Raw genomic sequence first — 15,337 nt, 5'->3', positions numbered from 1 at the left:
CGGGAGCGGGGCGGGGCAGGCCCGCCGACGGCGCCGACGCCGGCTCCTCTTCACCCGCGCCGGGACCGCCGGGCAGCAGAATATCGACCTTGGCCTTGCCGCGCAGCTGTTCCAACAGACGTCTCACCCCTTCATAGGTCAGGTAGCGGACGATTTGCGGCCGGGCCTGTTCCAGAGTCGGCGGGTTTTCCTTGCGCCGGTCCTCGACCCGCAGCACGGCCCAGCCGCCCTCGGTCTGGAAGGGACCGACGGTCGAACCGGCCGGCTTGTCACGCAGGGCGCCGGCATAGGCCTGGGGCATGACGTCCAGGGTGGAATAGCCCAGGTCGCCGCCAGAAAAGCGGGTGGCCTCGTCGATCGACCGCTCCATGGCCACGGCCTCGAAGCTGGCGCCCTGGCCCAGAATGCCGATGACGGCGTCCGCCTCGGGCTTGGTGCGCGACAGGATCAGGCGGACCCGGATCTCCTCGGACGTCTTCGCCAGGCGCAGCTGCTCATTGTAAAGCGTCTGGATCGCCTGATCGGAGATGGCGCCGTTGACGACGCTCTCGACCAGCATGTCGCCTAGAATCCGTTCGCGGGTCGCCTCCAGCCGCCGCTGCGCCAGAGGCGAGGCGTCCAGGCGACGGCGCTCCGCCTCGCGCGCCAGCAGCTTCTGATCGACCACCTCGTCCAGAACCCGGCGGAAAAGCTCGGAGGTCACATCCAGGGGCTCGCCTTCCCCGACCAGACCCTGCGCCACCGCCTCGCGTTTGACGTCCGAGGCCCAGATGATCTGGTCCTGAACCTTGGCCACCTGCTGGTCGCCCGGCTGCGGCGCCCGATCGTCGTCGCCGCCGCGCGAACAGGCGGCCAGCGTCATCGCCAAGGCCGTCGCGGCGACCAAGGCGATGCCGCCGACCGATCCAAGGCCCCCTCGGGAAGGGGCGTGTCGGAAATGGAGGCGCCGGAATGGGATCAAGGGGACGCTCCGTCGAAGGCGGCCGAAAGCCCCCGCGTTGACAGGGGTTAGGGCGGTGCTTAAGTCCCGCCTGCGCCCAAGTCGAGGGGTTTTGATCGTCTGCGCGGCCCTTCGCGCGCGCCTGTGTCGGCGCGGCGGGGTCGTCATCGGTCCGAACGCCGCTTGGGGCGCGATCCTCGCCGCCCCTCACGGGATTTCAGAGCCGCTCCTTAATGACGCTCGACCTTTACCGGATCTGACATGCTCGGCTTCGCCAAGAAACTCTTCGGCTCTTCCAACGACCGCAAGGTCAAGGCTTTCCAGGACCACGCCCAGCGCATCAATGCGCTCGAGCCCAAGTTCGCCGCCCTGTCGGACGACGAGCTGCGGATGATGACTGACGCTTTCCGCGACCGTCTGAGCAATGGCGAAAGCCTGGACAAGATCCTGCCCGAAGCCTTCGCCGTCGTGCGCGAGGCGTCCAAGCGGGTGCTGGGCCAGCGTCAATATGACGTCCAGCTGGCGGGCGGCATGATCCTGCATGAGGGCGGCATCGCCGAAATGCGGACCGGCGAAGGCAAGACCCTGGTCGCCGTGGCGCCGGTCTATCTGAACGCCCTGGAAGGCAAGGGCGTCCACGTCATCACCGTCAACGACTATCTGGCCCGCCGCGACGCCGAGACCATGGGCCGGGTCTATCGCTTCCTGGGTCTTGAGGTCGGGGTCATCGTCAACGGCCTGTCCCAGGGCCAGCGCCAGGCCGCCTACGCGGCCGACGTGACCTACGGCACCAATAATGAGTTCGGCTTCGACTACCTGCGCGACAACCTGGTCTATGACCGGCGCGAGATGGTGCAGCGCCCCCACAACTTCGCCATCGTCGACGAGGTCGACTCCATCCTGATCGACGAGGCGCGCACGCCCCTGATCATCTCGGGCCCCACCGAGGATCGGTCGGACCTTTACAAGGTGCTGGACGCCCTGATCAAAGATCTGATCAAGGACAAGGACACCTATGAACTGGACGAGAAGCAGAAACAGGTTCTGCTGACCGAGCTGGGCTCCGAGCGTCTGGAAGAGGCCCTGGAGAAGGGCGGCCATTTCGCCCCCGACACCACCGGTCTTTATGACGCCGCCAACATCAGCCTGGTCCACCACTCCAACCAGGCCCTGCGCGCCAACACCCTGTATCAGCGCGACAAGGACTATATCATCAAGGGCGGCGAGATCATTCTGATCGACGAGTTCACCGGTCGGATGATGACCGGCCGGCGCCTGTCCGAAGGCCTGCACCAGGCCATCGAGGCCAAGGAGGACGTCAAGATCCAGCCCGAGAACCAGACCCTGGCCTCGGTGACGATCCAGAACTACTTCCGCCTTTATCAGAAGCTGTCCGGCATGACCGGCACGGCCGCGACCGAGGCCCAGGAGTTCGGCGACATCTACAAGATGGAGGTGCTGGAGGTGCCGACCAACCGGCCGATCCAGCGCAAGGACTATGACGACGAAGTCTATCGGACCCATGCGGAAAAGAGCCAGGCCATCGCCCGGCAGATCGCCGAATGCCACCTGGCGGGTCAGCCCATCCTGGTCGGCACGGTCTCGATCGAGCGCTCCGAACAACTGTCCGAGCTGCTGCGCACCTATGAGTACAAGGTCGAGGTCTCGCGCAAGCTGAAGCCCCAGTACGAGGGCAAGGCCAAGGAGGCCGAGAAGATCGGCGACGCCGCCTATGACATCACCTATGAGACCAAGCTGCGCGGCATTCCGCACTCGGTCCTGAACGCGCGCCAGCATGAGCAGGAGGCCTATATCGTCGCCGACGCCGGTCTGCCGGGCGCGGTGACCATCGCCACCAACATGGCCGGCCGCGGCACCGACATCCAGCTCGGGGGCAACCTCGAGATGAAGATGCAGAAATGGCTGCTGGAACAGCGGAACATGGCCGTCGAGGTCACGCCCGAGATGCACGCGGCCAAGGAGGCCGAGTTCAAGGCCGAGATCGCCGTCAACCGCGAGAAGGCCCTGGCCGCCGGCGGTCTGTTCGTCCTGGGCACCGAACGCCATGAGAGCCGCCGGATCGACAACCAGCTGCGCGGCCGCACCGGCCGCCAGGGCGACCCCGGCGTGTCGAAATTCTATCTGTCCTGCGAGGACGACCTGCTGCGCATCTTCGCCGGCGACCGTCTGGACTCGATCATGAAGACCTTCGGCGTCGCTGAGGGCGAGGCCATCACCCATCCCTGGCTGAACCGCGCCATCGAGACCGCCCAGAAGCGGGTCGAGACCCGCAACTACGACATCCGCAAGAACCTGCTGAAGTACGACGACGTCGTGAACGACCAGCGCAAGGCCGTGTTCGAACAGCGCCAGGAGTTCATGGATTCCGAGGATCTGTCGGAACTGGTCGGCGACTTCCGCCGTGACGTCGTGTCCGACCTGGTCGAACGCTACATGCCGCCCAAGGCCTATGCCGAACAGTGGGACATCGACGGCCTGGATGAAAAGGTCCGCTCGACCCTGGGGCTGGAGCTGCCGCTCCACGACTGGGCGGCCGAGGAAGGCGTCTCCAACGAGGAGATCGAGGAGCGGCTGCTCGCCGCCGCCGACGCCCGCGCGGCCGAACGTCTGGAGCTGATCGGCGCCGAACAGACGCGCGGCCTGGAAAAGCAATTCATGCTGCAGATGATCGACATGCAGTGGCGCGAACACCTGGTCCATCTGGACCATCTGCGCGGCGTGATCGGCCTGCGCGGCTACGGCCAGCGCGACCCGTTGCAGGAGTATAAGACCGAGGCCTTCAACCTGTTCGAAGGTCTGCTCTACGACCTGCGCCACAACGTCACCCGCTGGCTGATGACGGTGGAGTTCCGCTTCCAGGCGCCGCCTGAACTGCCTGAGTTCCAGGAAATCCACCTGAACCCCGGCACCGGCGAAAATGAGATGGCCGATCCGGCCGCTCAGAACCCCGAAGGCCAGCTGATCGGCGACGACCGGTCGAAACTGCCGGTCGAGGCGCTTCCGCCGGGCTGGGAGATGACCGGCCGCAATGCGCCCTGCCCCTGCGGCTCGGGCCGCAAGTTCAAACACTGCCACGGCGCCCTGATCTGAGCCTTTCGGCGCGGTAAGGACGAAAAAGAAGGCCCGGAGCAAATGCTCCGGGCCTTTGTCGTTTGCGACTGACGAGGCTCTTACTGGGCGGCGCCGCTCGCCGAGCGAACCTCGACCGGCAGGCCCAGGGCGTCGAGCTGGGGCTTGACCACCGAGGCGTCGCCGACGACCACCCAGACGAAGCGGGACGGGTCGAGCGCGGCCTGGGCCGCGGCGTCCAGTTCGGCCGTCGTCAGGGCGTTGGTGCGAGCGGCCACCGTTTCCGGATAGTCGTCCGGACGGCCCAGCATGTCGTTGACCCGCATGGCGTTCAGAACCGCCAAGGAGGTTTCATAGCTGCCGGCCAGACGGCGGGTATTGCCGTTGACGGTCCGCTCCAGCTCAGCCGGCGTCACGCCCTTGCCGCCCTTCAGGAAGTCGTTGAACTGGGCGTTCAGGGCGGTGATGGCCGGCCCGGTCTGGTCGGCCTGGACCGGGGCGGTGATCAGATAGGGCACGCGGCCGACGAAGCCGGCGGTCGAGGCGTTGACGCCGTAAGACCACCCCTTGGTCTCGCGCAGGTCCGAGTTGATGCGCGACAGGAAGTCGTTGCCCAGCACATTGTTGGCGGCGTTGAAGACCAGCAGGTCGTCCGAGCCCTTGGCCGACAAGACCGTCCCGCCCATGATGTAGGACTGAGGCGACTGCGGCCGGTCGATCAGCACGATCTTCGACGGGGTCGCGGGGATCGGCGCGGAATAATCCTTCACGCCCTTGGGGGTGGCCGAGGGGACCCAATGGCCGAACTGGGCGTCGAGCAGAGGCTTGATCTCCGCCAGAGGCTTGTCCGAGACCACGAAGATCTTGGCGTTGTCGGGACGGATCCACTCGGCGTAGTCCGCGCGGATGTCGGCCTCGGTGATGGCCTTGACGCTGGCCTCGTCGCCGTTGCCGCTGAACGGGCGGCCATAGGGGTTGGCCGAGCCGTAGATCAGTTCGGGCAGGGCGCGGTTGGCCAGGGCGGCCGGCTGGGTCCGTTCCGCCGCGATCCGCGCCAAACGGGTGGCGCGCAGACGCTCCAGCTCCGAGGCGGCGAAGGCGGGGGTCTTGACCACCTCGGCCAGCAGGGCGACCGAGGGCTCCAGGTTCGGGGTCACGGCCGACAACTGGACCACCGATCGGTCCATCGAGGCGCCGGTCGAGATGGCGGCGCCGAGGGTTTCTTGCGCCTCGGCCAGCTGGGTGGCGTTCATGCTGCGGGTGCCCTCGTCCATCAGGTCCAGCATCAGGGTCTGCAGCCCCAGCTTGGACGCCTCGTCGGCGGCGATGCCCGCGTCGAACTCGATGGCGATCTTGGTCGCAGGCACGGCGTCGCGCTGGGCGTAGACCACCTCGACCCCGTTCGACAGGCGCGTGCGCTCCACAGTGGGGAAGTCGACGTTGGCGACGGCGGCGATCTCGGGCTTGGGCATGCGGGCCACGCGCTCGATCGGGGGCGCCGGGGTGCGGTTGGCGCCCGAGGGAGCCTCCGCCGCCTCCTGATAGGCCTCACGCTCGCCCGGCAGGGTGGTCAGTGTATAGGCCGGACGGGTCAGCCATTTCTGCATGGCCGCCTGGACCTGGGCGGGGGTGGCCGCCGCATAGGCCTGGAGCTCCTTCTTGTAGTGCTCCGGATCGCCGGCGTAGAGCTGGCCCTCAGCCAGGGCCACGGCCTTGCCGCCGAAGCCGCCGACCTGTTCCAGACCTTGAACCGTGCGCGAGACGTACTGGGTCTTGACCCGTTCCACCTCGGCCGCCGTCGGGCCGTTGGCGATCAGATCGTTCAGGATCTGGCGGGCGCGGGCCTCGACGGCCGCCGGGTCCTGGCCCGGCTTCACGTCGACGGTGATCTCGAACATGCCGACGCGATGATAGGCGCCGTTGTTCGCGCTGACCGAGACGGCGGTCTGCTCCCCGCGCACCAGTTCATTATCCAGCCGCGAGCTGGCCAGGCCGCCTAGCACCGAGGCGCCGATGCTGAGCGGCACGGAATCCGGATCCAGCATGCCGGGCACGGCCCAGCTGATCTCGACGCGGGCGTTGGACACCCGGTCGTGGGTCGTCTCATTGACCGGCGCCAGCAGGGTCGGCACGGACGCCTGGGCCGGGGTGTTGACCGGGCCGCGCGGAATCGGGCCGAAATATTTCTCGGTCAGCTCGCGCGCCTTGGCCGGGGTGATGTCGCCGGCCAGGACCAGCACCGCATTGTTCGGCCCGTATTTGGAACGGAACCAGTCGCGCACCGTCTCCATCGAGGCCGCGTCCAGATCGGCCATCGAGCCGATGGTCGAGTGGCGATAGGGGTGGCCTTCGGGGAACAGGGCCTCCAGCTGCTTATACTGGTTCAGGCCGTAGGGCTGGTTGTCGCCTTGGCGCTTCTCGTTCTGGACCACGCCGCGCTGGAGATCGAGCGTCTCCTGGCTGATGGCGCCCAGCATATAGCCCATGCGGTCGCTTTCCATGAACAGGGCCTGTTCCAGCGCCGGGGTCGGAACCGTCTCGAAATAGTTGGTGCGGTCGAACCAGGTGGTCCCGTTCATGTCCGTCGCGCCCATGTTGCGCATCGGGGTGAAATAGCTGCCCGGCGCATTCTCCGAGCCGCCGAACATCAGGTGTTCGAACAGGTGGGCGAAGCCCGTCTTGCCCTCAGGCTCGTCCTTGGAGCCGACGTTGTACCAGACCGATACGGCCACGACCGGGGCCTTGTGGTCTTCATGCACCAGAACGGTCAGGCCGTTGTCCAGGGTGAAGCGGGTGTAGGGAATGTCCACCTCGGCGACCAGTTCGGACACCGGTGCGGCCCGCAGGGCGGGCGCGGCGGCCTGGGCCGAGGCTGCGGGGGCCGACACGGCGGCGTTTGAGGCCCAGACCGGGGTAGAGACCGCCAGAAGGGCGGCGGCGGCGACGAGGGAAGAGGCGCGACGCATGGGTTCGACATCCTTGGTGACAGATGAACGACGACCATAACGACGGTCGATCCACTGGCAACGCGACCAAGTGAACATGAACAAAGCTTCATCTTTCCGTGGGGCCGCCCCGGAAAAGGTTGCATCGCCGGACCCCCGGTCTTATGCGCGCGTCAATTCTCCCCATCGCGCCGTCGAATTTACCGAAAGAGCCGCCATGTCCGCCCCCGCCGACAAGCCCGTGAAGAAAGTCGTCCTCGCCTATTCGGGCGGTCTGGACACCTCGATCATCCTGAAATGGCTGCAGACGGAATATAACGCCGAGGTGGTGACCTTCACCGCCGACCTGGGCCAGGGCGAGGAGCTTGGCCCCGCACGCGAAAAGGCGCTGAAGCTGGGCATCAAGCCCGAGAACATCTTCATCGACGACCTGCGCGAGGAATTCGTGCGCGACTTCGTCTTCCCCATGTTCCGCGCCAACGCCCAGTATGAGGGCGACTATCTGTTGGGCACCTCCATTGCTCGCCCGCTGATCTCCAAGCGCCAGATCGAGATCGCCCGCCAGGTCGGCGCCGACGCCGTCTGTCACGGCGCGACCGGCAAGGGCAACGACCAGGTCCGCTTCGAACTGGGCTATTACGCCCTGGAGCCGGACATCCGCGTCATCGCCCCCTGGCGCGAGTGGGCGTTCCGCAGCCGCGAGGCCCTGCTGGACTTCGCCGAGAAGAACCAGATCCCGATCGCCAAGGACAAGCGCGGCGAGGCGCCCTTCTCGGTCGACGCCAACCTTCTGCACTCCTCCTCCGAGGGCAAGGTGCTGGAAGACCCGGCGGTCGAGGCACCCGAGTTCGTCCACCAGCGGACCATTTCGCCCGAGGACGCGCCGGACAAGGCCACGGTCATCGAGATCGGTTTCGAAAAGGGCGACGCCGTGTCGATCAACGGCGAGGCCATGAGCCCGGCCACCCTCCTGACCGCCCTGAACCAGTACGGCCACGACAACGGCATCGGCCGTCTCGACCTGGTCGAGAACCGTTTCGTCGGCATGAAGTCGCGCGGCGTCTATGAGACCCCCGGCGGGACCATACTGATCGCGGCCCACCGCGGCATCGAGAGCATCACCCTGGACGGCGGCTCCATGCACCTGAAGGACCAGCTGATGCCGAAATACGCCGAGCTGATCTACAACGGTTTCTGGTTCTCGCCCGAGCGCGAGATGCTTCAGGCCGCTATCGACAAGAGCCAGGAAAACGTCTCCGGCACGGTCAAGGTCAAGCTGTACAAGGGCAATGTCTCGGTCATCGGCCGCGAGAGCCCCAATAGCCTGTACGACCAGGATCTGGTGACCTTCGAGGAAGGCGTCCAGGCCTATGACCACAAGGACGCCGCCGGCTTCATCAAGCTGAATGCGCTCCGCCTGCGTGTTCTAGCCAAGCGCGGCGCGCGCCAGGGCTAGGCTGCGTCGCGGGAGAAGCCGAATGACCGTAAAGGACCGCATCAGGATCCATCAGACCCGGCTTCTCTCGGACAACTGGTATGTGCTGAAGACGACCCGTTTCGACTGGAAACGGCGCGACGGCGTCTGGCAGACCCAGGAGCGGGAGCATTACGACCGGGGCAATGGGGCGGTGCTTCTGCCCTATAATCCGGCGGCGCGCACCGTGCTGCTGGTGCGGCAGTTCCGGCTGCCGGCCTATCTGAACGGCTATGACGACCTGCTGATCGAGGCGGCGGCCGGCCTGCTGGACGACGCCGAGCCCGAGGTGCGGATCCGCGCCGAGGTCGAGGAGGAGCTGGGCTATCGCCTCGGCGCGGTGCGCAAGGTGTTCGAGGCCTTCATGAGCCCCGGCTCTGTCACCGAAATCCTGCACTTCTTCGTCGCCGAATATGATGCGTCCATGCGGATCGGCGACGACGGCGGCCATCCGGACGAGGGCGAGGACATCGAGGTGCTGGAGCCGACCGTGGACGAGGCCCTGGCCATGATCGCCGACGGCCGCATCCGCGACGCCAAAACCATCATGCTGTTGCAGCACCTCGCTTTGACGGTCTTCCGCTGAAGCATGCCTAACGGCTTCAGCGGGATCGCGAAGCGATCCCGCTTCAACCGATCAGGCTCTAAGGCGTCAGCAGAATCCACAGGCCCGTCGCGGCGAAACCGGCGGCGGCGGCGAACCGGATCCATTTCAGCGGCAGCTTCTTCGCCGCCGTCTCGCCCAGCAGGACGGCGGGCCCGTTGACCAGCATCATGCCCAGGGTCGAGCCGGCGACCACCACCGGCAGATTCTCGAATCGGGCGGCCAGCATGGCGGTGGCCACCTGGGTCTTGTCGCCCATCTCGATCAGGAAGAAGGCCGAGGCGGTGGTCCAGAAGATGGCCCAGAAGCCGCGCTGGACCTCGCCCTTCTGCTCGTCCAGCGTGTCGGGGATCAGGGCCCAGGCCGCGAAACCCAGAAAGGCGAGGCCGACGATCCAGCGCATCCACTCGCCCGTGATGAAATGGGCCAGGACGGTGCCGGCCAGGGCGGCGAAGGCGTGGTTCAGCAGGGTGGCCGCCAGAATGCCCAGGATGATGGGCGTGGGCCGTCGCCAGGTCGCCGCCATCACGATGGACAGCAACATGGTCTTGTCCCCGATCTCCGCGATGGAGACCAGGCCGGTCGAAATGAGGAAGGCTTCCAAAGGGAACCTGTATGCGCGGGAGCCTCGGCGGACGGACCTGTGGCGTTCGCAGCCGGGCCCCGCATGGACGTCCCTGCGAAAGCCGCCGGTCTTGCCGTGATCCGGATCTGAAAGACCCTGGACCGTTCCCGCGCCATCCTCTCCGGGAGAGGAAGTATGTTGACGCGGGCCCCGCTGATGGTTGCGGGCGGCTACTCCCCGATGACGCGGCGGGGTTTAGGCCAGGACGCCGGAAATGAAAAGCCGATAACGACTCGCAAGAAGGGGTTCAGATCAGACCCTGCCGCCTGGCCTCGGCCGTGAGGCCGTCGCGGAACTCGGGCGCGGCGAGGGCGATTAGGGCGCGGGCCCGCTCGCTGGTCGATCGGCCCTTCAGGTTGGTCCACCCGTGCTCGGTGACGACGATATGCACGTCGTTGCGGGGCGTGGTGACGGGCCCGTCCAGCCGGGCGACGATGCGCGAACAGGTCCCCCTGGCCGCCGTCGCATGACAGGCGATGATCGACTTGCCGCCGTCGGAGCCATAGGCGCCGCGCACGAAGTCCAGCTGTCCGCCCGAGGCGGTGAACTGGCGGCCGTTCAGATACTCCGAACAGCAGGCGCCGCTCAGGTCGATCTGTAGCGTGGCGTTGACCGAGACCATCCTGGCGTTGCGGGCGATGACGGCCGGATCGTTGACATAGGAGACAGGCCGGGCCTCCAGTCCCCGGTTCTCGTGCAGGAAGTCATAGGTGTTCTGGTCGCCCATCGAGAAGGCGAAGACCCCGACGCCGGGGTGCAGGGTCTTGCGGGTATGGTTCGCCACCCCGACCTGCATCAGCTCGACCAGGCCCGGTGTCAGCATTTCGGTGTGGACGCCCAGGTCGCGGTGGTTCTTCAGGGCGTCGCAGACGGCGTTGGGCAGGGCGCCGATCCCCATCTGCAATGTCGCGCCGTCCTCGACCAGGTCGGCGATGATCCGGCCGATGGCCAGGTCGGCCGGCTGGGGTTCGGCCTTGGGCACGGCCAGAAGCGGAGCGGCGTGTTCGACGATTCCGGACACCCGGGAAACATGGACGGTGCAGTCGCCGTACACGCGCGGCATATGCGGATTGACCTCGACCACGATGGTGCGGGCCGTCTCCGACACCGGCTTGGCGTAGTCGGTATTGGTGCCGAAGGAGAAGAAGCCGTCGGCGTCCATCGGCGAGACGGTGCAGACTAAGGTATCGACGCCGACCTCGTCGCACAGCAGTCGGGGCGATTGCTGGAAACCGGTCGGGATGAACTGGACCGGGCTGGGTCGCCCCTCCTCAAAGGCGCGCTGCTCCAGCCGGCGTTCGACGGCGCTGTGGAACAGGCTCCAGGGCCGGATGCGGTCCATCAGCTCGTAGCGCAGCACGGTGTCGCCGGCGATGGCGGTGGAGAGGAGATAATAGAGGTTCAGGTCTTCGACCTCGCCCCGCTCGGCCCGTTGGGCTAGGGCCTTCAGCAGGGCCGGGGGCTGGGACACGCCCAGGCCCATGGCGATCCTGGCGCCGGATCGGATCAGGGCGGCGGCTTCGTCCGGCGTCTTCAGCCGCTCGGCGTAGAGGGCGGCGTGATCCATGGCGTCTCTCCCGTCTGCGCGCCCCTGTTCGGACGAGGCGTCGTCGGCGCCGACTATGGGGCCTCCCGCGGTTGAGTAGGTTCTAGACTTTGGTCGGATCGCCGGGCGTCTCGTCCGCCGTCGGAGACGGTTCGTCCTGCAAGGGCGCCCGGCGACGCTTCTGCCAACGCGCGACCCCATAGGCGACCAGCCACAGAAGCATGGCCCAGGCCGAGCCCACGGCCCAGCCGGCGAAGACGTCCGTCGCCCAGTGGGCGCCCAGATAGATGCGGGTCAGGCCGACCAGCAGGGCCATGACCATGCCCACGCCCAGGACGAAGATCTTGAACCGCCTGCGAGGAAAGGCGCGGGTCAGCATGACGGCCACGCTCAGATAGAAGACTGTCGCGAGCAGGGCGTGACCGGAGGGGAAGCTGGCGTTGATCGTCTCGACCGCCTGAAGCGCCTGGGGCGGACGTTCGCGTTCGAACACCGCCTTCAGCCCCTCGCTCAGCATGACGCCGCCCGTCAGCCCCAGGACCAGCAGCAGGGACGACAGCCATTTCCTCTGGCTCAGCAGAAAGAGGACGACGATCAGGGCGAACAGGCCCAGCACCGATATGCCGCCCAGCGATGTGAGGTCCGCCGCCGCCTCCTTCAGCCACCACGGCCCCCAGGGGCGGCCAGGATCGTCGGCATAGGGCCGCATCAGGCCAAGCACCTGACGATCAAAGCTCTGACCGTCGGTCTCGGTCATGTCGTCGGCGATCTCGACGAACACCGTCACGCCCAAGGCGGCGACGAACAGGGCCGTCAAAGCGGCCGTCTCGGCGCGCGCGACCGTCAGCAGGCGTATCAAAAAGGGACGGAAGTCGGAAACGGCCATGGGGCGTCGGAACGGCCAAGCTGGACCGAAGTTCCGATCACGCCTTCGTGATGTCGCGGCCGCGAAGGCCCGAGAGGGGTTTGCTGGCTTGCGCGCTGAACTTTCCCCAGGCGAGGCCGACTTGTCCGACCGATTCGCCGACAAAGCGAGCGTCAAGACGTTGACGGCTTATTAGGCATGTGCGCCCTATATGTGGGCTCGGGGAGCGTTGGAGCCACTAGATGATGTGGTTCCGGCGCAGGTGGCTCTAGGCAGTTTATTGTTCAGGACGCAGATGACTATGGCTGGCGGCGAGGCTTTGAAGACAGCGGAATTCCAAGGTGTTGCGACGAACGCGGCGCCTGAGAAACCGCATCTGACCGTCGTGAAATCGGTCCAGGTGGATCGTTCGCGCGACGCCCTGCTGACCGATTTCGGCAAGAAGACGCTGGAGGACCGCTACCTGCTGCCGGGCGAGAGCTATCAGGACATGTTCGCCCGCGTCTCGACCGCCTTCTCGGACGACGCCGACCACGCCCAGCGCCTGTATGACTATATGAGCCGCCTGTGGTTCATGCCGGCGACCCCGGTCCTGTCGAACGGCGGCGCCGATCGCGGCCTGCCGATCTCCTGCTTCCTGAACGCCGTCGGGGACAGTCTGGACGGCATCCAGAGCGTTTGGAACGAGAACGTCGCCCTGGCCTCGAACGGCGGCGGCATCGGCACCTACTGGGGCGGCGTCCGCTCGATCGGCGAGAAGGTCAAGGGCGCGGGCAAGACCTCGGGCATCATCCCCTTCATCCGCGTGATGGACAGCCTGACCCTGGCGATCAGCCAGGGGTCGCTGCGGCGCGGCTCGGCCGCCGTCTATCTGGACATCCACCACCCGGAGATCGAGGAGTTCCTCGAGATCCGCAAACCGTCGGGCGACTTCAACCGTCGCTCCCTGAACCTGCACCACGGCGTCAACGTCACCGACGAGTTCATGGAGGCGGTGAAGACCGGCTCCACCTTCGGCCTGCGCTCGCCCAAGACCGGCGAGGTGCTGAAGACCGTCGACGCCCGCTCGCTGTGGACCAAGCTGCTCGACATCCGGATGCAGACCGGCGAGCCCTATATGATCTTCTCCGACACGGTGAACCGCCAGATGGCGCCGCACCAGCGAGATCTGGGCCTGAAGGTCAAACAGTCGAACCTGTGCGCCGAGATCATGCTGCACACCGGCCGCGACCACCTGGGCGTGGACCGGACCGCCGTCTGCTGCCTGTCGTCGGTCAACGCCGAGACCTTCCTGGAGTGGCGCGAGGAGCCCCGCTTCGTCGAGGACCTGATGCGCTTCCTGGACAATGTTCTGGAAGACTTCATCCGCCGCGCCCCGCCCGCCATGGCCGCCGCCGTCTATTCGGCCAAGCGCGAGCGTTCGGTGGGCCTGGGCCTGATGGGCTTCCACTCTTTCCTGCAGTCGCAGGGCGTGGCCTTCGAAAGCGCCATGGCCAAGTCGTGGAACATGCGCTTGTTCAAGCACCTGCGTCGCGAGGCCGACAAGGCCAGCCGCGTCCTGGCCGAGGAGAAGGGCCCCTGCCTCGACGCCGAGGAGCGCGGCGTGATGGAGCGGTTCAGCCACAAGCTGGCCATCGCCCCGACCGCCTCGATCTCGATCATCTGCGGCGGGACGTCGGCCGGCATCGAGCCGATCCCGGCCAATATCTACACCCACAAGACCCTGTCGGGCTCCTTCGCCGTCAAGAACCCCTATCTGGAGCGTCTGCTGGACGAGAAGGGGATCAACACCGAGGCGGTCTGGAGCTCCATCCTCCAGCACGAGGGCTCGGTCCAGCATCTGGACGCCCTCAGCGAGGACGAGAAGGGGATCTTCAAGACCGCCTTCGAACTGGACCAGCGCTGGGTGGTGGAACTGGCCGCCGACCGCGCCCCGGAAATCTGCCAGGCCCAGTCGCTGAACCTCTTCATCCCCGGAGACGTCAACAAGTGGGACCTGCACATGCTGCACTGGTCGGCCTGGGAACGCGGCGTGAAGTCCCTGTACTATCTGCGATCCAAGTCGGTTCAGCGCGCCGCCTTCGCCGGCGCCGAGGACAAGGCCGAGGCCGAGATCGACCCGAACCAGCCAGACCTCTTCTCCATGCCCAAGACCGACTACGACGAGTGTCTGGCCTGCCAATAGGCCTCCTGCGCCGCAGCACCTGGCGTGAAAGGGCTCCGTGGTCACGGAGCCCTTTTTTCGTGTTCGGAACTCGCCACAAGGCGCGGCGTTGAAAAACGACCAAAGAATGTCGTGAAAATGTCTGTTGGACTCCCGCCCTGCATGGTGCAAGCTGGAGAACAGCGGACGGTGGGGAGACCGAATGCGTGTAGCGGCCTGGTTGTTTGGAGTGGCAAGCGTGCTGGCGTCCGCCGGCGCGGTCGATGCTCGCGCCCAGGCCTGGGTCCCCGACGCCTTTGACGCCGCACCCGAAACCGGATCGAACGTCACGGCTCGGTTGAACGAACAGCAGAGTTTTCGGGTCTCTCCCGACGCGCCCTTCGGCCCTGAGATCGAGATGAAGACGCCCCTGGCGATCTCGGGTGAGGCTCAAGGGATCGCCGCCAGCACCCGCCGCGACATCTGGATCGACCGCCAAGGCTTCACCGATCGGCTCAGCCTAGAGACCGCGGGCCGCCTGACACGCGCCGACGGCTCCCCTCTGCCGGTCACCCTCCAGGACCGGGCCGTTCTGGAGCCCGAAGCCTATGATCTGCGCTATGTGCGCGGCTTCCGCAGCGCGGTCGGCCGCACGGCCTCTGGCCTGGAGGTCAGTCTGACGCCCCATGCCGGCGTCGGCCTGGGCAGCGAGGGCGGATCGGCCGAAGCCGGCGCCACTTTGAAGATCGGCGAGGGGCTGGACCGCCTGGCGCCCGACGGCGACGCCCGGTTCGGCCAGCGTCCGCGCTGGTACCTCTATGCCGCCGGCTCGGGCCGCGCCGTCGGCTATAATTTCGCCCGCACCCGCGACGGCGACTACGCCCGGTCCGGCTATACCCAGGACCGCGGGGCCTTCCTGGGCGACGCTTCCGTAGGCGTGGCCTATCGCCGTGGCGCCATCCAGACCTCGGTCGGGCTGGTCTATCGCGAAATCGACGCCGGCAAGGGGCTGCGCGGCATGAACGGGCTGGACACCGACGTGGATGAGGGGCTGATCGCCTTTCAGCTCTCGATCAAACCCCGCCGCTGATCACGCCCGGCTCTG

At 66.6% G+C, this 15,337-nt stretch carries 10 protein-coding genes and 1 riboswitch; of the genes, 5 read left to right on the top strand and 5 right to left on the bottom strand.

Features of this window, described 5'->3' with window-relative positions; translation table 11 throughout:
- On the bottom strand, positions 1-862 hold an 862-nt coding region (locus AC07XS_RS06605), incomplete at its 3' end, for a peptidylprolyl isomerase (RefSeq protein ID WP_494732658.1).
- 339 nt (positions 863-1,201) lie between these two features.
- Between AC07XS_RS06605 and secA the strand changes: the two genes are divergently transcribed.
- Entirely contained in the window at positions 1,202-4,051 is a 2,850-nt protein-coding gene (secA, locus tag AC07XS_RS06600; RefSeq protein ID WP_182713846.1) for a preprotein translocase subunit SecA, read from the top strand.
- Positions 4,052-4,131: 80 nt separating this feature from the next.
- Here secA and AC07XS_RS06595 read toward each other — a convergent pair whose 3' ends face one another.
- A complete protein-coding gene (locus AC07XS_RS06595) occupies positions 4,132-6,996 on the bottom strand; it encodes a M16 family metallopeptidase (protein WP_182713847.1) in 2,865 nt (954 codons plus the stop codon).
- Between the two features lie 196 nt (positions 6,997-7,192).
- Here AC07XS_RS06595 and AC07XS_RS06590 point away from each other — a divergent pair, with 196 nt between their 5' ends.
- A complete protein-coding gene (locus AC07XS_RS06590) occupies positions 7,193-8,431 on the top strand; it encodes an argininosuccinate synthase (RefSeq protein ID WP_152949174.1) in 1,239 nt (412 codons plus the stop codon).
- A 22-nt stretch (positions 8,432-8,453) separates the two neighbouring features.
- Positions 8,454-9,035, top strand: a complete 582-nt coding sequence (locus AC07XS_RS06585) for an NUDIX domain-containing protein (RefSeq protein WP_182713848.1) — start codon at positions 8,454-8,456, stop codon at positions 9,033-9,035.
- Positions 9,036-9,093: 58 nt separating this feature from the next.
- Here the strand turns inward: AC07XS_RS06585 and AC07XS_RS06580 are convergent, their stop codons facing one another.
- From AC07XS_RS06580 to AC07XS_RS06570, 3 genes are all read right to left on the bottom strand, one after another.
- Complete coding sequence (locus AC07XS_RS06580) at positions 9,094-9,657, bottom strand: TMEM165/GDT1 family protein (protein WP_182713849.1); 564 nt, start codon at positions 9,655-9,657, stop codon at positions 9,094-9,096.
- 66 nt (positions 9,658-9,723) lie between these two features.
- Positions 9,724-9,870, bottom strand: a riboswitch (yybP-ykoY riboswitch).
- A 55-nt stretch (positions 9,871-9,925) separates the two neighbouring features.
- Positions 9,926-11,245 carry an acetyl-CoA hydrolase/transferase family protein gene (locus AC07XS_RS06575; protein WP_182713850.1) on the bottom strand — a complete coding sequence of 440 codons (1,320 nt, stop codon included), beginning with the start codon at positions 11,243-11,245 and terminating at the stop codon, positions 9,926-9,928.
- 82 nt (positions 11,246-11,327) lie between these two features.
- A complete protein-coding gene (locus AC07XS_RS06570) occupies positions 11,328-12,110 on the bottom strand; it encodes a phosphatase PAP2 family protein (protein ID WP_182713851.1) in 783 nt (260 codons plus the stop codon).
- A gap of 274 nt (positions 12,111-12,384) precedes the next feature.
- Here AC07XS_RS06570 and AC07XS_RS06565 point away from each other — a divergent pair, with 274 nt between their 5' ends.
- Positions 12,385-14,274, top strand: coding sequence for a ribonucleoside-diphosphate reductase subunit alpha (locus AC07XS_RS06565; RefSeq protein WP_182713852.1), 1,890 nt, complete (start codon positions 12,385-12,387; stop codon positions 14,272-14,274).
- 217 nt (positions 14,275-14,491) lie between these two features.
- On the top strand, positions 14,492-15,322 hold the full coding sequence (locus AC07XS_RS06560) for a lipid A-modifier LpxR family protein (protein WP_224764248.1): 831 nt from the start codon (positions 14,492-14,494) through the stop codon (positions 15,320-15,322).
- Positions 15,323-15,337: the final 15 nt, after the last annotated feature.

This window comes from Brevundimonas sp. GW456-12-10-14-LB3 (assembly GCF_059424365.1).
This window is presented reverse-complemented; position numbering and strand designations above follow the sequence as displayed.